This is a genomic window from Streptomyces albiaxialis (assembly GCF_039530985.1).
In the GTDB taxonomy this organism is placed as follows: Bacteria; Actinomycetota; Actinomycetes; order Streptomycetales; family Streptomycetaceae; genus Streptomyces; species Streptomyces albiaxialis.
Genome location: NZ_BAAAPE010000028.1, coordinates 224,081 through 241,058, shown reverse-complemented (window position 1 = coordinate 241,058; position 16,978 = coordinate 224,081). Strand labels below are relative to the sequence as shown.

Here is a 16,978-nt window from a genome sequence, read left to right as displayed (position 1 = left end):
GGCGGTCGCACGGCTCGGCGGCGGGGTGGGGTCTGGCCCGTCATGCGGTTCCCCGGACGGTTCCGCGAGGCCCGGAACGCCCGGAGGGCTCGGAAGGCCCGCGTCGGAGGCGCTATCGGCCGCGCCCCTGGAGGGCTCGTACGCCCGTGGGGCCGGGGCGGAAAGGGTGCGCACGGGACCTCCGGCCTGCGGTTCGGTTCCGGGCGATCCTACGGGCGGCGGCGCGCGTACGTCCGGGACCGGGTGTCTCCACCCGGTCCCGGACGCGCGAGTGCCCGGGCAGCTCCCCAGCTACCCGGGCACTCCTGCCGTCCGCCGCACCCCCGTCCCCACGGGGCTGAAGGCCGGAAGTCCCCGACCTGGTCCGCTCCACCAGGCCCGGGGTCGCTCAGGACCCCAGCATTCCGGCCACGGACGACGCCTGTGTCATGACCACCTGCACCCACCCGGACACGAGGCCGAGCAGGAGGGCGGCGGGCAGCACGATCGCTGCCGCCACCAGTGGATGGCGACGGCCTCCCGGACGGGTGCCGAGGGCCGCGACCGCTGCCAGCCTTCCCTGTCCTCGGGGCGTGGTCCGCCCTGCCGTGTGCGCCATGGTCCACTCCTGTCGTGGTCTGGGGCGGCGGACGTCTGACCTCGGGGGACGAGTGCTGCGTCCGCCGCTTGACGACAACATTAGGCAAGCGGGAGGTCGGCGGCGTCATGCGCGCGTATCGACTCCGGGGCCTCCCGCAGGATGAGGAGACGGGCCTTCGGATACTCCCCTGGGTGGAGGCGGGCTCCTCTTTCCCGGGGGAATCCCCCAGGGGTACCCCGGGGGTTGGCCTTCCCCGCAGGTCAGCGGGGGCGCCTCCGGGGCTCAGACGGGGCGGGGATCTTCCGTCGCGTCCTGCCGGGGAACGGGGTGCTCGACGAGCGCCAGCACCCGGTTGGCCATGAAGCGCGCCGTCCGCACCACGCTTCCGCTCCTGGTGACTTCGCTCACTTCGACCACTCCCCTGCGGACCTGGGTCTCCACCCTGCGGCCCGCGCGGGAAGCCGTCATCTCGTACGTCCTCGTGGAGTCACCGGCGTCTATCACCACTTCCACCCAGTCACCCTTCACTCCGTCAATCCCCCTTCCTCGACGGCACCTTGGATCCGCGCCGGCGGACCGGGGGCCGCCGTCGCCGCCCTGGCGTCCCTGTTTCCAGGCTCCCACCCGGCTCTGACAATCCGTCCGGCGCCGCGTGCGCGGCCTCTCGGCGCCACGCGGCGGCAGTCCGTAAGCTGTGCTCGTCGGACGGACCGGTCAGCGGGGTGGGATCTCCCATCGGACACCGGAGGTAGGGGAACGGACATGGCGATGATGCGGCTCCGACGCGAGGACCCGCGAGTCGTCGGCTCGTTCAGGCTCCACCGGCGCCTGGGGGCCGGCGGGATGGGCGTCGTCTATCTCGGCTCGGACCGGCGCGGGCAGCGCGTCGCGCTGAAGGTGATCCGGCCGGACCTCGCCGAGGACCAGGAGTTCCGCTCGCGCTTCGCGCGCGAGGTGTCGGCGGCCCGGCGCATCCGCGGCGGCTGCACGGCGCGGCTCGTGGCGGCCGATCTGGACGCGGACCGCCCCTGGTTCGCGACGCAGTACGTCCCGGGCCCCTCCCTGCACGACAAGGTGAACGAGGGCGGGCCGCTGCCCGCCGCGCAGGTGGCCTCGATCGGCGCCGCGTTGGCCGAGGGCCTGGTCGCCGTGCACGAGGCGGGCGTCGTCCACCGCGACCTGAAGCCGTCGAACATCCTGCTGTCGCCCAAGGGCCCCCGCATCATCGACTTCGGCATCGCCTGGGCGACCGGCGCGAGCACCCTCACGCACGTGGGCACGGCGGTCGGCTCCCCCGGCTTCCTGGCGCCCGAGCAGGTCCGGGGCGCCGCCGTGACGCCCGCGACGGACGTGTTCGCGCTGGGCGCCACGCTGGCGTACGCGGCGACGGGCGACTCGCCCTTCGGGCAGGGCAGTTCGGAAGTGATGCTGTACCGCGTGGTGCACGAGGAGCCGCACCTGCGGGGCGTGCACGCGGCGCTGGCGCCGCTCGTCCAGGCGTGCCTGGTGAAGTCGCCCGAGGAGCGCCCCAGCACACTGCAACTCTCGCTGCGGCTCAAGGAGATCGCCACCCGCGAGGCGCGCGGGCTGTCCGACGGCGGGGAGGCCGCGTCCGGCGGCAGCGGCGCGGGCGCCGGGCACGGCGGCCCCGCGTCGGCCGGACGGCGGGCGCGGGAGTACGCGCAGCAGCGCACCGAGCGGGACCGCGAGGGCCCGGCGAGCGCACCGCGCGCCTCGACGCCCCGCACCCCGCGCGACGGGAGCGGCCCCCGCTCCGACGCCGGGCGCACCACGCGCCGCACCCCGGCCCCGCAGCGCGCGGGCGGGCGCATCGCGGGCGGGCGTACGGGCGCACCGCGTACGGGCAGCGGCACCGGGCGCAACGGGACCAGCCGGCCGAACGGCTCGCGGCCCGGCACGGGCGCCGGGCGCCGGCCGGGCCTGGGGCCCCGTCGGCGGATGATGCGGCAGCGGCTCATCGTCTTCGTCACCGTGACGCTGCTCGTGGCGCTCGGCATCGCGGCGGCCCAGGGCTGCCAGGGGCCGGACCGGGGTCTGGGCGGTCCGCGCGAGAAGGTGCCGTCCTCCTCCCCGACCTCGGTGTCGCCCTCGTCCTTGTCCTCCCCCTCGTCCTCCTCGTCGGGGCAGCAGCAGGGCGACGGCGGGCGCTGAGCGCCGCGCTCAGCTCCGCCGGGCCCGGGCCGTGGTGCCGTCGGGGCGCCGGACGCGGACCGGTTCGGGCATCGCGGGCCAGTAGTGCTCGGTGAAGAGCCGGGCGACCAGTTCGCCGCGGCTGGAGACTCCCATCTTGGCGAAGAGCGCCTTGAGATGGTCGCGGACCGTGTGCGGGGAGATGACCAGCGTCTTGGCGATCCCGGCGGTGGCGATCCCGCGGGCGACGAGCTGGGTGATCTCCAGCTCCCGCGCGGTCAGTCCGTACGCCTCGGCGACCAGGACCGCGAGGTCTGCGGGGGCCGCGGGCTCGATGACGAGGGCCACGGGCCCGGGGCTGCCGCCGGGTCCGGTGAGGCAGGAGGCGTGGCAGACCAGCCAGTGGCCCTCGGTGGTACGGAGGCGCACCCGGGCGTTGCCGTGCTCCCGCCCGTCGGCGACGGCGCGGGCCTGGAGGGCCGTTCCGATCACCCAGATCGGGAGCCGGAGCCCCAGCGGTGAGAGGAAGGACGGCCCGTCGGGCAGCAGGGCGAGGTGGTGGCGCGCCTCGTCGTTGACCGACATGGCCTCGCCCGTACCGTCGAAGAGGATCAGGCCCGGCGCGGGCGGGTCGGTACGGGCGGCGTGCGCGGCCCCGGACGGCAGCGCCCCGGACGGCACGGCTCCGGACGGCCGGGCGAAGCCGCGCAGGCGCGCGGCGAGCGGGCCGGACACCCCGGCGAGCAGCGCGATCTCCTCCGCGCGGAACGCGTCGTCGGCGCGGAACAGGCTGACCAGGCCCCAGGGCCGGTCGCCGACGCGGAGCACGGCGCGCAGTTCGTCGTGCACGCCCTGGCCGCGCAGCAGGCGCCGGAAGCGCGCGCTGCGGCAGGGCAGGCCGCCGGTGGCCTCCCGCAGCCCGGCCGCCGGTACGGACGCGCGGGCGAGTTCACGGAAGGGCACGACGTTCTCCTCCAGGATCTCGCTCTCCCAGTAGGCGGCGCAGCCCTCGCCCGAGCCGAGGTTCTCCACCAGCATCGGCGCCGTGATCAGTCCCGTCTCCGGGTCGGCCGCCGTCCATACGGCCGCCTGGAACGGCACATGCCGCCGCAGCCGGGCGGAGGCCCGGCTGAACAACTCGTACGCGTCGGGCGCCCGTTCGGCGGCCGACAGCACCGCCCGGCGTGCCTCCGTCATCCCCGTACCTCCCACCGCCCACCCTGCCCGGCTCTTCGTACCGCACCAACCCCCCGATTGAGGGGGGTGTTCCCGTGGGCGGCCCCCGCGTGCGGGATGGGGCGGGCCTGGCGGCGGGGGCGAGGGTCGGGGCACACGACCTGGGAGGGTTCATGGACATCGCCATCATCGGAGGGGGCGCGGCGGCCGTCGCGCTGCTGGACGCGCTCGCCACCGCGCGGGACGGGGGAGCCGCGGGCGGGACGGTCACCGTCTTCGAGCCCTCGCCGCGGCTGTGGCGCGGGCGGCCCTACGGCCCGGACCTGGACGCGGTGCGGGTGAACGCGCCGCCCGCCCTCATGTCGGTCAGGCACGGCGACTTCGGGCACTACGCGGACTGGCTCGGCGACGGCCTGGCCGCGCGTCACGTCGATCCGCTGTTCGGCCAGCCCCTGGTCCCCCGCGCGCTCTACGGCACGTATCTGGAGCACACCGCGGAGAAGGCCATGGCGGCGCTCGCCGAACAGGGCCGGACGGTCCACGTGGTGCCGGAACGGGTGACCGGAGTCGCGGGCGCGGGGCCCCGGGGACGGCTCACGCTCCATACGGGCGGCGGGCGGGAGTTCGAGGCCGACCGGCTCGCGCTGTGCGTGGGCGGCGGCACGCCCCCGGACCCGTACGGCCTCGCCGGGGCCCCGGGGTTCGTCGCCGACCCGTACCCGCTGGCCCGCGGGCTGCGCGAGGTGCCGTACGGGGACGAGGTCGCCGTCATCGGGAGCGGGCTGACCGCCGTGGACGTCGTCGTGGCGCTCGCCGCGCGCGGCCACACCGGGCCGGTCGCGCTGCTCTCGCGCAGCGGGGTGCTCCCCCATGTCTGGCAGCGCCCCGACGGGCGGCGCCCCCGGCATCTGACGCCCGAGCGGGTCGCGGAGCTGCACGCGGCACGGGGCGGGCTCGCGCTGGACGACCTCGTCGGGCTGCTCCGCGCGGAACTCGCCGAGGAGGGCGAGGACTTCGACGCGCTCGCGGCCGGGCTGCTGGCCACGGGGCACGAGGATCCCGTACGGCGGCTGCGCGCCCAGCTCGCGGCCGTGGATGATCCGCGGATCGGGCGCCGCGTGGTGCAGGCCGCCGCGCACACCGTCGGGCCCGTCGCCTGGCGGCTGCTGCCCGGGGCGGACCGCGCGCGGCTGCGCCGCCATGCCCGTACGGCCGTCAGCGTGGCCTCGCCCATGGTGCCGGGCAACGCGGCCGTGCTGCTGCGGCTGCTGGACTCCGGTCAGCTCACGGTCGTTCCCGGGGTGCGGGGGATCGAGCCGGTGAGCGGCCGGTTCCGGATACGGCACGGTGGGGGTACGCGGGCGGCGGGGAGCGTCGTCAACGCCGTGAACCCGCCGCCGCAGACGGTCCCGGCCGCCGCCCGGGAGCTGGTCAGGGCGCTGGCGGTCGCCGGGCTCGCCACCGTGCACCCGTCCGGCGGACTGCTCCCCGCCGACCCGCGCGTCCAGGTGGTCGGGGACCTGACGGGCGGCGGGCCGTTCCTGACGGCGAGCGTGCCCGGCGTCACCGTCCAGGCCGCCGCCGCGGCGCGGGCGTTCGGGGACCCGCGGGGCGACGGGGCGCCGGTCAGCGCGTGACGGCGTAGAACGCGACGGCCGCCGCCGCGCCGACGTTGAGGGAGTCGACGCCGTGGGACATCGGGATGCGCACCCATTCGTCGGCGGCGCGCAGGGCGCGGGCCGAGAGTCCGTCGCCCTCCGCGCCGAGCATCAGCGCGACCCTCTCCATCCGGTCGGGGCCGAGCGAGTCGATCGGCACGGCCTTCGCGTCCGGAGTGAGGGCGAGCAGCGGGAAGCCCGCGTCGCGCACGGCCTCCAGGCTGTGCGGCCAGGATTCCAGTCGCGCGTACGGCACGGCGAAGACGGCGCCCATGGAGACCTTCACGGAGCGCCGGTAGAGCGGGTCGGCGCAGTCCGGGGAGAGCAGGACGGCGTCGATGCCGAGCGCGGCGGCGCTGCGGAAGATCGCGCCGATGTTGGTGTGGTCGTTGACGGACTCCATGACGACGACCCGGCGGGCCGTGGCGAGCACGTCCTCCGGCGTGGGCAGCGGCTTGCGCTGCATGGAGGCGAGCGCGCCACGGTGCACGTGGTAGCCGGTGACGCGCTCGGCCAGCTCGGGGCTGACGGCGTAGACGGGCGCGGGGACCTCGTCGATGACGTCCCGCATGACGTCGAGCCACTTCGCGGAGAGCAGCATCGAGCGCATCTCGTAACCGGCGTGGCGGGCGCGGCGGATGACCTTCTCGCCCTCGGCGATGAAGAGTCCCTCGGCGGGCTCGCGTCGGCGGCGCAGCTCGACGTCCGTCAGCCCGGTGTAGTCGCCCAGCCGGGGGTCGTCGGGGTCCTCGACGGTGATGAGTTCGGACACGCGTCGATGCTACTGCCGCGTACCGACGGCGACGACCTCTCCGATCACGATGACCGCGGGCGGCCGTACGCCCTCGGCCCTCGCCCGCTCCCCCACCGTCGCGAGGGTGGCGTCGACGCGGCGCTCGGTCGCCATCGTGCCCTCCTGGACCAGGGCGACGGGCGTCTCCGGGTCGCGGCCGTGGGCGACGAGCGCGGCGGCGATGGCGCCGATGTTCTCGACGGCCATCATCAGCACGAGGGTGCCGCGCAGCCGGGCGAGCGCGGGCCAGTCGACGAGCGAGCGCGGGTCGTCGGGCGCGACGTGCCCGCTGACGACCGTGAACTCGTGCGCCACGCCCCGGTGCGTGACCGGGATCCCGGCGGCGCCCGGCACGCTGATCGAGCTGGAGATGCCGGGGACGACGGTGACGGGGATGCCCTCGGCGGTGAGCCGCTCGACCTCCTCCATGCCGCGGCCGAAGACGTACGGGTCGCCGCCCTTGAGGCGGACGACGGAGCGGCCCGCCTTGGCGTGGTCCACGAGCGCCTGGTTGATGGCGTCCTGGGCCATGGCGCGGCCGTACGGGATCTTCGCGGCGTCGATCACCTCGACGTGCGGCGGGAGTTCGTCGAGCAGGTCGCGGGGGCCGAGCCGGTCGGCGACGACGACGTCGGCCTCGGCGAGCAGGCGGCGGCCGCGCACCGTGATCAGGTCGGGGTCGCCGGGCCCGCCGCCGACGAGGGCGACGCCGGAGGTCCGCGCCCGGTGCCCCGGCACAGCGAGGCTGCCGTCGCCGAGTCCGGCGACGACCGCGTCGCGGATGGCGGCCGTGCGGCGCGGGTCGCGGGGCGCGTCGCCGGTGCCGCTGGTGAGGACGGCGACGGTGACGCCCGCCGCGCGCCCGGTCGCCGGGGTCCACGCGGTCGCCGCGTCCGCGTCGTCCGTCCGTACGCACCACACGCGGCGGGACTCGGCCTCGGCCGCCGCGGCCGTGTTGACCTCGGGGTCGTCGGTGGACACGAGTGCGTACCAGGCGCCGTCCATGTCGCCGTCCTCGTACGGGCGGCGGTGCCAGGTCAGCTCGCCCGCCTGCGCCATGGCCTCGACGGAGGGCGTGACCTCCGGGGAGACGAGCACGACGTCGGCGCCCGCCGCGAGGAGGCCGGGCAGCCGCCGCTGGACGACGGTGCCGCCGCCGACCACGAGGACACGGCGGCCGGCGAGACGGAGGCCGACCGGGTACGCGGGGGTGGCGGGGGTGGGCTCGGGCGTGGCGGGCATGGGACGGGCTCCTCGGGGACGGCGGGGCGGCGGGACGGCGCGGCTGTACGGCCGGGGGCGGCCGAGACGGGCGACGTGGGACGTGCGGCGTGGGACGGGCGCGGCCGCTGCGGCGTCGGAGCGGCGGGTGTGCGGCAAGCCTATGCCGGGCGCGGGGACGGGGCTGTACCGCAGGTCACGGCGCGTGACTCCGGACGGGCGTAACGGGCGGAACGAGCGGCGCCGTATGGCGTCCGACCGGCCCCGCCCCGCGCTCGTACGCGTGGGACAGGGCCGGTCGGGGAGGGACGGCCGACGGGGTCAGCTCTTCTCGGTGACTCCCGCCGAGTCGAAGGTCGCGACCTCGTGCATGGTGCGGGCCGCGCTCTGGACCATCGGGAGGGCCAGCAGCGCGCCCGTGCCCTCGCCCAGCCGCAGGTCGAGATCGACCAGCGGGCGCAGGCTCAGCTTGGTGAGGGCCGCGACATGGCCGGGCTCGGCGCTGCGGTGGCCCGCGATGCAGGCGGCCAGCGCCTCCGGCGCGAGGGCGCGCGCGACGAGCGCCGACGCGCCCGCGCTGACGCCGTCCAGGATCACGGGCGTACGCAGCGAGGCGCCGCCGAGGATCAGGCCGACCATCGCGGCATGCTCCAGGCCGCCGACGGCGGAGAGCAGGCCGATCGGGTCGGCCGGGTCGGGCTTGTGCAGGTCCAGGGCGCGGCGGACGACCTCGACCTTGCGGGCGTGCGTCTCGTCGTTGATGCCCGTACCGCGCCCGGTGACCTCGGCGGGGTCGGTGCCCGTGCACACGGAGATCAGCGCGGCGGAGGCCGTGGTGTTGGCGATGCCCATCTCGCCGGTGAGCAGCGCCTTGTTGCCCGCGGCCACCAGGTCGCGGGCGGTCTCGATGCCGACCTCGATCGCCCGTGCGACCTCGTCGCGGGTGAGGGCCGGGCCGGTCGTCATGTCCGAGGTGCCGTAGCGCACCTTGCGGGGCAGCAGGCCGGGGGTGGCGGGCAGTTCACCGGCCACGCCCACGTCGACGACGCAGACCTCGGCGCCGACCTGGTTCGCGAAGGCGTTGCAGACCGCGCCGCCGCCCAGGAAGTTGGCCACCATCTGGCCGGTGACCTCCTGCGGCCAGGGGGTCACGCCCTGGGCGTGCACCCCGTGGTCGCCCGCGAAGACCGCGACGGCGGCGGGCTCCGGGATCGGGGGCGGGCACTTCCGGGACAGCCCGCAGAGCTGCGCGGAGATGATCTCCAGCATGCCGAGCGCGCCCGAGGGCTTCGTCATCCGCTTCTGCCGCTCCCACGCCTCACCGAGCGCCTTGGCGTCGAGCGGGCGGATCGCGTCGAGCGTCTCGGCGAGCAGATCGTGCGGCTCGGCACCGGGCAGCGCCCGGCGGCCGTACGACTCCTCGTGGACGACCCAGGAGAGCGGGCGGCGCTTGGACCAGCCCGCCTGGGCCAGCTCGGGCTCGTCCGGGAACTCGTCGACGTACCCCACGCACAGGTACGCCACGACCTCCAGGTGCTCCGGGAGTTCGAGGGCGCGGACCATCTCGCGCTCGTCGAAGAAGCTGACCCAGCCGACGCCGAGGCCCTCGGCGCGCGCGGCGAGCCAGAGGTTCTCGACGGCGAGCGCGGAGGAGTACGGCGCCATCTGCGGCTGCGTGTGACGGCCGAGGGTGTGGCGCCCGCCGCGCGTCGGGTCGGCGGTGACGACGATGTTCACCGGGGTGTCGAGGATGGCCTCGATCTTCAGTTCCTTGAACTGCTTCGCGCGCGCCTTGGGGAGCGACTTGGCGTACGCGTCGCGCTGGCGCTGCGCCATCTCGTGCATGGTCCGCCGGGTCTCCTCGGAGCGGATCACCACGAAGTCCCAGGGCTGCGAGTGCCCGACGCTGGGAGCCGTGTGGGCCGCTTCGAGGACGCGGAGCAGCACCTCGTGCGGGATGGGGTCGGAACGGAAGCCGTTGCGGATGTCGCGGCGCTCGCGCATCAGCCGGTGCACGGCCTCGCGCTCGGCCTCGGCGAAACCGGGCGCGGGCTCGCCCACGGGGGCGTCACTCGCGTCCTCCGCGTCGTCCGTGCCCTCGGTGGGCTCGGTGGCTTCTGTGGCCTCTGCGGGCTGCGTGTCCTCTGCGGCCTGCATGGCCTGCGCGTCCTCCGGGGCTTCCGCCGCCTCCGCGCTGTCGGCGGCTTCAGGGGCCTCGGTGGTCTCGGTGGCTTCGGTCGTCTCGGCGGTCGCGGCGGTCTCGGGGCCTTCGGCGGTGGCCGGTTCGGCCTCGGCGGCGGCGTCGGCCTCCGCTTCGGGGGCGGCGTCGGAGGCGGGCTCGGCTTCGGGAACGGCCTCGGGGGCCGCGGCTCCGGCGGCGGGCGTCTCCGCCCCGGTCGCCTCGGCGGCGGGCGTGCCGTCTTCGCCGTCGGAGGACGGCGCGGCTTCGGCCGCCGGGCCGTCCTGGTTTATCGAGGCCGCGGCGGGGTCCTCGGGCTCGCCGCCCTCGGCGGGGACGCCCTGCGGTACGGCCTCGCCGGAGGACGACACCGCGATCGGCCCGTTCTGCGCGGGCTCTTCGGCGGCCGGGGCCTGCTCGGGGGATTCCGCGGACTCGGCCAGGCCCGCCGCCTCGGCGGACTCCGCCTGCTCCGGCGACTCCGCCGCCGGTGTGCCCTCGGCGGGGGTGCTCGCCTGCTCCGCCTGCTGCTGCTCGGGCGCGTCCGGAACTTGGCCGGAATCTGTCGCCTCCGCTTCGCGGCCGACCGTTTCTGCGGAGGCGGCTTCGGCGGGGGCAGGGGCGGGCGTGGCGGCGGACTGCGTGTTCCCCGCGGCCCACGCGTCGAGCTGGGCCGGGAACTCGCCGAGCTGCGGACCGGGCAGGGCCTCGCCCTCCTGGTGCGCGACGTCGAGGTACTCGGGGCCGATGGTCGGCGGGCCCTGCTCCCGTACGGGCGTCGCGTGCGGCGGCGTCCCGTGCTGCACGGGCGGCGCGGGCACCTGCGCCTGCGCGGCGGCCTGCGCCTGCGCCTGCTGCTCGTCCGCGCCGTCCTGGGCGACGGGCTGCGGCTCCTGCGTGGCCTGCGCCGGTACGGAGGGCTGGACCGGCGTGCCGTGCGCGGGGGTGCCGGGGGCAACGGGGGCGCCCTGGGCCGGAGTCGGAACGGGCCCCTGCTGGCCGGGCGCCGGGGCGGCGCCCCGGTCGGAGAGCGGGCGCACGGCGCCGGACTGCTCGGGCACGGGCGGGCCGAGGTGGAGCGGACGACGGCCGTTGGCGCCGGAGGAGGGCGCGGCGGGGGCGGACGCGGACGCGGCGGAGGCCTGCTGCTCGCGGACCGCGCCGAGGTCGATGGAACCGGAGTCACGGCCGTCGGCCTCGTGCGGGCCGGGCGCGGATACCGGGACGGCGTCCGGCAGCTCCTGGCTCTGGCCCTGGTTCTGGTCCTGCGGGAACTGCCCGTCGTGCTCGGGCTGCTGGGTCTGCTGAGGCTGAGCCTGGGCCTGGCCCTGTTCCACGGGCTGCGGCTGGACCTGGCCGGGAACCGGGGCCGGGGCCTGCCCCTGGACAGCGGCCTGCGCCTGGGCCTGCGCGTCCGCTTCGGCCTGTGCCGCGGACGCCGGGTCCCCGGACGGCTGTTCGCCGGGCTGGACCGGGTGTACGGCCTGGACGGGCTGGACCGCCTGCACCGGCTGGACGGGCTGCGCGGAGTGCGGCGGCTGCTGGCCCTGCGTCTGACCGGGGACCTGGGCCTGGGCCTGGGCTTGGGCCTGGGCCTGGGCCTGGGAGACGTGCGTCGCCGCGGAGGCGGCGGCCTGCTGCGACTGCTGCTCCGGCGTGAGCGCCTGGCCCCCCTGGGACGGCTGCTGGGCCTGGGGCGAGGCCGGGGCCGGAGCCTGGTTCTGGGGCTGGGACTGCTGCGGCAACCCCTGCTGGGGCATGCCCTGCTGGGCGTGCGGCTGCTGGGGCTGCGGCTGCTGCGGGGCCGCCTGGGGCTGGGCGGCGGCGGCCTGCGGCTGGCCCGGCTGCGGCATCTGAGAGCCCTGCTGCGGCTGCGCGGGCTGCTGCCCGTTCGCCTGTCCGTTCACCTGCCCGTGCGTCTGGCTGTTCACCTGGTGCGGCACCTGGCCGTGGCTGCCGGGGGCCTCGCTCCACGCGCCGGGGGCCGGCGGCATGAGCAGCAGGTCCTCCTCCTCGGCCACGGGGGTACCGAGGCCGTCGGCCGGGTCCGCGAAGGTGTAGGTGCCGGGGGCCGGGTTGCCCGGCTGTCCTTCCGGCTGCCCGCCTGCGTTCTCCGGCAGCCCCTCTCCTGGGACCTGGCCGGTGTCAGTCATGCGTTCCCCTCGCCCATCGCTAGTGCTCCTTCCAACCCGGCGGATGACCGCCACGCCCCGTAGAGAAAGAACGAGCCCGCACGCGGTGCGGCACGTGTCTTCGCCTACACCATTCGGACAATGACGGACGAAGCGTCAACCCCGAACAGTGGCACAACGATCCATCAGCCTACCCGGCACTGAGTGCCCCGCTGGCCATAGGTGGGAGAGAAACAGCACTTCGTCGGGGTTCGTCACGCACCGGATCGCAGAAATTCAGATACGGACACCGGACAGCAGGAACACAACCGCGCGTTCACTTTCCGCCCACTCCCCCGTGTCCAGGTCGACCGACTGGAGCAGCGCGCACTCCACGGCGTATCCGCCCTCGGCCAGCGCCCGTCCCCGCGCCTCCGCCTCGTCCCGGGTCGCCGCGTGCGTGACGACGCGCGCCGGGCGCCGTTCGGCGACCGCGGCGAGCGTGGGCACTCCCCCGCCCCCGACCCGTACGACGTCGGGTTCGGGCAGGTCCTCCAGGATGTGCGGGGCCGTGCCGTGCACCGTCTCGACCTGGACGCCGAAGCGCCGGGCCGCGGCGTGCGTACGGGCGCAGGCGTCGGCGTCCGCGTCGACGGCGAGGACGGCGGCGCCGAACCGGGCGGCCTCGACGGCGAACGCGCCGCTGCCCGCGCCGATGTCCCAGACGAGGTCGCCCACGCGCGGGCCCAGCCGGGCCAGTTGGGCGGCGCGGAGCTGCGTGGTCTCGCTGTCCCTGGCGACCGCGGTCTCGCCCGCGTACTCGGTGACGGGCAGCGCCCAGCCGCGTACGGCCGGGGGGTAGCCGGTGTGCTGGCCCGCGAGCCAGCCGTCGCCGGAGCTCTCGGTCTGCGGGCCGCCGACGACGATGACCACGTTGGGGTCGCGCCAGGTGTGGTCGGCGACCTTGTCGGAGGTCAGGACCGAGACCTCCTCGCGCTCGGTGCCCAGCGCCTCGCAGATCACGAAGGTGCGGTGCACCCCGGCCAGGAGCAGCGCGAGTTCGGCCGGGCCCGCGCCCGGCGAGGTGAAGACGGCGACCTTGGGGTGGGCCCGGCAGACGTTGACCGCGCGGCGCAGGGTGCGGGTGTGCGCGACGACGATACGGGCGTCGTCCCAGGGCATCCCGGCGCGTGCGAAGGCGGTGGCGACGGAGGAGACCGCGGGGACGACCTCGACCTCCAGGCCGTGTTCGGGGGCGCGCAGGGTGCGCACGACGCCGAAGAACCCGGGGTCGCCGTCGGCGAGGACCACGGCGGAGCCCCGGTGCCGCGCGATGCGCCGCGCCGCGAGGGACGCGCTGCCGAGCCGGATGCGTTCGGCGTGCGGCGGGACCTCGGACAGGGCCAGGTGGTGGCCGGCTCCGGCGACGAGGGTGGCCGCGCCGAGGGCCGAGCGCGCGGCGTCGGTCAACGGCGAACCGTCCCATCCGATCACGGTGACGCGGTCGGCCATGGGTGCGTTTCTCCTGGGCTGTGGGCTCGTCTGTGCTGCCCGTCCGTGCTGATCGCAGGCCGAGGGCCCACTGAGAGTACCCCCGTTCGGCGGTCGCGGCCCTACCGCACCCGTGGAAGCGGGACGGTCACGGAGCGTACGGGTACGGCGCCAGGCCGCTGGTGTCGGCCTGCTCCTCGAAGGCGCCGTCGAGGTCCTCGGGGAGGAGGCTCCACACGATGAGGTCGGTCCTGATGTCGGTCCAGCCGCCGTCCTCGGTGCGGCTGCGCGCTATCCACGCGTTGCGCAGCACGCCCTCGCTGATGCAGCCGAGCTTCTGCGCGACCTGCTGGGCCGCGGTGTTGTCGGCGCCCGTACGCAGTTCGAGGCGCTCGAACTTCTGGTCCTGGAAGAGCCACTGGGCCAGGGCGAGCACCGACTCGGAGGCGTATCCCTCGCCCCGGGCCCAGGACGCGGTGATGTAGGAGACCTGGGCCGAGAGGACGCGCCAGTCGGTGCGGCGCAGTTCGACGACGCCGACGAGGCGCTGGGTGAGGAACTCGGTGACGGCGAAGACGATGCCGTCGCCCCCGGTCCGTACGGCGGGTGCCTCGCGGGAGACGTACGCGCGCGCCTCCGCCTCGGTGTACGGGACGGGGTACGTGGTCCAGGCGATGACCTGGTCGTCGGTCACCATCTCGACGAGCGCCGGGATGTCCGCTTCCTCGAACGGGCGCAGCACGAGGCGGTCCGTGCTGATCGAGATGTCCGGGAAGGTCGAAGTCATGCGCCGCTCCATACAGGTCGGGGTGCACAGCATGCAGCATCGGCACCGTGATGTGCAGCGCCGGACCCCCGTGCGAACGGGGATCCGGCGCTGAGAAGAGACTTGTCGATACGGGGACTTGCCCCGGGGTCAGCGAGTGTTCAGCCTCGCACAGCCCCGAAGAGCGGAGCGATGCCCCCCTTGTACTTGTCCTCGATGAACCTCTCGACCTCGTCGGAGTTGAGCAGCCTGGCGAGCTTCTTGATCCTCGGGTCGTCCTGGTTGCCGTCCTTGACCGCGAGGAAGTTGGCGTAGGGGTTGCCCTTGACCTTCTCGGCGGCCAGCGCGTCCTTGGAGGGGTTGAGCCCGGTGTCCACCGCGTAGTTGCCGTTGATGACGGCGGCGTCCACGTCGTCGAAGGCGCGCGGGACCGAGGCGGCCTCCAGCTCCTTGAACTTCAGGCCCTTGGTGTCCGTGATGTCCCCGAGGGTCGCCTCGGGGCCCGCGCCGGACTTCAGCTCGATCACGTCGTGGTCGGCGAGGAGGTGGAGCGCGCGGCCCTCGTTGGTGCTGTCGTTGGGCACCGCGACGGTCTTGCCGGAGGTCAGGCCCTTGAGGCTCTTGATCTTCTTCGAGTAGAGCCCCAGCGGTTCGACCTCGACGTTGACGACGGGGACGATGTGCGTGTCCTTCTTCTCGTTGAAGTCGTCCAGGTACGGCTTGTGCTGGAAGAAGTTGGCGTCGACCTCGCCGCTCTCGGTGGCGGTGTTCGGCACGACGTAGTCGTTGAACTTCCGCACGTCGAGCTTGAGCCCTTCCTTCTCCGCGAGGTTCTTCTCGACGTACTCCAGGATCTCGGCGTGCGGGGTCGGCGACGCGGCGATCTTCAGGGTCTGCTTGTCGTCGCCGCCCGAGCCGAGCCCGTAGCCGATCAGCGCGAGCGGGACGACGACCGCGGCGGCGACGGCGACCGTACGGCCGCGGCCGAGGCGCGCAAGCCTCTTGCCCGCGCCGGAGTCGGCGCCGCTGCCGCCCCGGCGCGCGGTGAGCGCGCGGACGACGGCGTCGCCGATGATCTGGACGGCGGTGACGACGACGATCAGCGCGACCACGGTGGCGACCATGACGGTCGTCTCGAAACGCTGGTAGCCGTACTGCACGGCGACCGAGCCGAGGCCGCCGCCGCCGACCGTGCCCGCCATCGCGGAGTAGCCGATGAGGACGATCACGGTGGTCGTCAGGCCCGCGACCAGGGACGGCAGCGCCTGCGGCAGCAGGGCCTTGAAGACGACGGTGGGCGTGCCGCCGCCCATCGCCTGCACGGCCTCGACCAGGCCCCGGTCCACCTCGCGCACGGCCGTCTCGACGAGCCGCGCGAAGAAGGGGATCGCGCCGATGGCGAGCGGCACGATCGCTGCCGTGGGGCCGATGAAGCTGCCGACGACGAGGCGGGTGAAGGGGATCAGCGCGATGAGGAGGATGATGAACGGCAGGGACCTGCCGACGTTCACGATCGCGCCGACGACCTTGTTGACGGGCGTGTTCTGGAGGAGCCCGCCCTTGTCCGTGAGGACGAGGAGCACGCCCAGCGGGAGGCCGCCGATCAGCGCGACGAGGGCCGACCAGCCGACCATGTAGAGGGTGTCCAGGAAGCCCTCGGACAGCAGGGGCTGTATCTCGGACCAGCTCATTTCGCACCCTCCTCGGCGAGTTCGTCCTGCTTCTCCTCCGCCTTGCGCCCCTCCGGCGCGGGGACGGCGGGCGACCCGGCCACGGCGGCCACGTCGACGGTCAGGCCCTGCTCGCGCAGGAACCCGATCGGCACGACGTTGTCGTCGAAACTGCCGGGCAGCTCGATGCGCATCCGGCCGACCTGCTTGCCGCCGACGGTGTCCATGGCGGCGCCGAGGATCGAGATGTCGACGTTGTAGGTGCGCGAGAGCTTGGAGATGACCGGCTCGGTCGTCGTCTCGCCGTGGAACGTGACGTCGACGACCGTACGGCCGGGCTCCGAGGGCTGGCCGCCCACCGGGAACAGCTCGCGGGCCAGCTCCGAGCCCTGCGTGGCGAGCAGCTCGGCGACGGTGCCCGACTCGGTGACCCGGCCGCCCTTCATCAGCGCGGCCGAGTCGCAGACGGCCTTGACGACGTCCATCTCGTGGGTGATCAGCAGGACGGTCAGTCCGAGCTGCTGGTTGAGGTCGCGCAGGAGCTGCAGGACGGAGCGGGTGGTCTCGGGGTCGAGCGCCGAGGTCGCCTCGTCGGAGAGCAGCACCTTGGGGTCTCCGGCGAGCGCGCGGGCGATGCCGACGCGCTGCTTCTGGCCGCCGGAGAGCTGCGCGGGGTAGCTGCCCGCCTTGTCGGCGAGGCCGACGAGGTCGAGCAGCTCATTGGCCTTGCGGGTGCGCTCCTGGCCGGAGAGGCCGAGGATCTCCAGCGGCAGTTCGACGTTGCCGCGCACGGTGCGTGCGGAGAGCAGGTTGAAGTGCTGGAAGACCATGCCGATACGGCCGCGGGCCTCGCGCAGCTCGCGGGAGGCGCGGTGGCCCTTGCCGTTGCCCGCGAGGGCGGTGAGGTCCTGGCCGTCGACGGTGACGGTGCCCGAGGTCGGGCGTTCGAGGAGGTTGACGCAGCGGATGAGGGAGGACTTGCCGGCGCCGCTCTGTCCGACGACGCCGAAGACCTCGCCTTCGCGGACATGGAGGTTCACGCCGTCGAGGGCGGTGACCTCGCGGTCCCGGGTGCGGTAGACCTTGGTCAGGTCCGTAGTCGTGATCACAGGATTTCCGTGGTTGTCGTGAGTGGAGGCCGCGGCGCGCGGGGGCGGCGCCGGGCGGGGCCCCGTGCGGGGG

12 protein-coding genes and 1 pseudogene are annotated in these 16,978 nt (G+C 74.9%); 2 read left to right on the top strand and 11 right to left on the bottom strand.

Going from position 1 to position 16,978, the window contains the following annotated elements; genetic code table 11:
- Positions 1-388: 388 nt before the first annotated feature.
- Together ABD343_RS38345 and ABD343_RS38340 are read right to left on the bottom strand one after the other, a co-directional pair.
- Positions 389-598, bottom strand: coding sequence for a hypothetical protein (locus ABD343_RS38345; protein ID WP_344535229.1), 210 nt, complete (start codon positions 596-598; stop codon positions 389-391).
- 264 nt (positions 599-862) lie between these two features.
- Positions 863-1,108, bottom strand: coding sequence for a hypothetical protein (locus ABD343_RS38340; RefSeq protein ID WP_344535227.1), 246 nt, complete (start codon positions 1,106-1,108; stop codon positions 863-865).
- A gap of 234 nt (positions 1,109-1,342) precedes the next feature.
- On the opposite strand from ABD343_RS38340, the gene ABD343_RS38335 reads away from it, so the two are divergent.
- A complete protein-coding gene (locus ABD343_RS38335; protein WP_344535225.1) occupies positions 1,343-2,752 on the top strand; it encodes a serine/threonine-protein kinase in 1,410 nt (469 codons plus the stop codon).
- A 9-nt stretch (positions 2,753-2,761) separates the two neighbouring features.
- Here ABD343_RS38335 and ABD343_RS38330 read toward each other — a convergent pair whose 3' ends face one another.
- Positions 2,762-3,928 (bottom strand): helix-turn-helix domain-containing protein, encoded by a 1,167-nt coding sequence (locus ABD343_RS38330; RefSeq protein WP_344535223.1) that lies wholly within the window; start codon positions 3,926-3,928, stop codon positions 2,762-2,764.
- 152 nt (positions 3,929-4,080) lie between these two features.
- On the opposite strand from ABD343_RS38330, the gene ABD343_RS38325 reads away from it, so the two are divergent.
- Entirely contained in the window at positions 4,081-5,544 is a 1,464-nt protein-coding gene (locus ABD343_RS38325) for an FAD/NAD(P)-binding protein (protein ID WP_344535221.1), read from the top strand.
- Here ABD343_RS38325 and ABD343_RS38320 read toward each other — a convergent pair.
- From ABD343_RS38320 to ABD343_RS38285, 8 genes and pseudogenes are all read right to left on the bottom strand, one after another.
- A complete protein-coding gene (locus ABD343_RS38320; protein WP_344535219.1) occupies positions 5,534-6,337 on the bottom strand; it encodes a TrmH family RNA methyltransferase in 804 nt (267 codons plus the stop codon). The two genes, ABD343_RS38325 and ABD343_RS38320, sit on opposite strands and share 11 nt — an antisense overlap.
- A 9-nt stretch (positions 6,338-6,346) precedes the next feature.
- The gene (gene cobA / locus ABD343_RS38315; RefSeq protein ID WP_344535217.1) at positions 6,347-7,600 is read right to left on the bottom strand and encodes a uroporphyrinogen-III C-methyltransferase; all 1,254 of its coding nucleotides are present in this window, start codon (positions 7,598-7,600) and stop codon (positions 6,347-6,349) included.
- Positions 7,601-7,900: 300 nt separating this feature from the next.
- Positions 7,901-11,911 (bottom strand): nicotinate-nucleotide--dimethylbenzimidazole phosphoribosyltransferase, encoded by a 4,011-nt coding sequence (gene cobT / locus ABD343_RS38310; RefSeq protein WP_344535215.1) that lies wholly within the window; start codon positions 11,909-11,911, stop codon positions 7,901-7,903.
- Positions 11,912-12,166: 255 nt separating this feature from the next.
- Complete coding sequence (cbiE, locus tag ABD343_RS38305; RefSeq protein WP_344535213.1) at positions 12,167-13,381, bottom strand: precorrin-6y C5,15-methyltransferase (decarboxylating) subunit CbiE; 1,215 nt, start codon at positions 13,379-13,381, stop codon at positions 12,167-12,169.
- Positions 13,382-13,508: 127 nt separating this feature from the next.
- Entirely contained in the window at positions 13,509-14,147 is a 639-nt protein-coding gene (locus tag ABD343_RS38300; protein ID WP_344535211.1) for a GNAT family N-acetyltransferase, read from the bottom strand.
- A 140-nt stretch (positions 14,148-14,287) separates the two neighbouring features.
- A complete protein-coding gene (locus ABD343_RS38295) occupies positions 14,288-15,061 on the bottom strand; it encodes a MetQ/NlpA family ABC transporter substrate-binding protein (RefSeq protein ID WP_344535463.1) in 774 nt (257 codons plus the stop codon).
- A gap of 96 nt (positions 15,062-15,157) precedes the next feature.
- Positions 15,158-15,817: pseudogene (locus tag ABD343_RS38290) on the bottom strand (methionine ABC transporter permease); the annotation flags it as partial.
- Positions 15,814-16,905 (bottom strand): methionine ABC transporter ATP-binding protein, encoded by a 1,092-nt coding sequence (locus tag ABD343_RS38285; RefSeq protein ID WP_344535209.1) that lies wholly within the window; start codon positions 16,903-16,905, stop codon positions 15,814-15,816. The pseudogene ABD343_RS38290 and the gene ABD343_RS38285, both read right to left, overlap by 4 nt.
- Positions 16,906-16,978 lie beyond the last annotated feature (73 nt).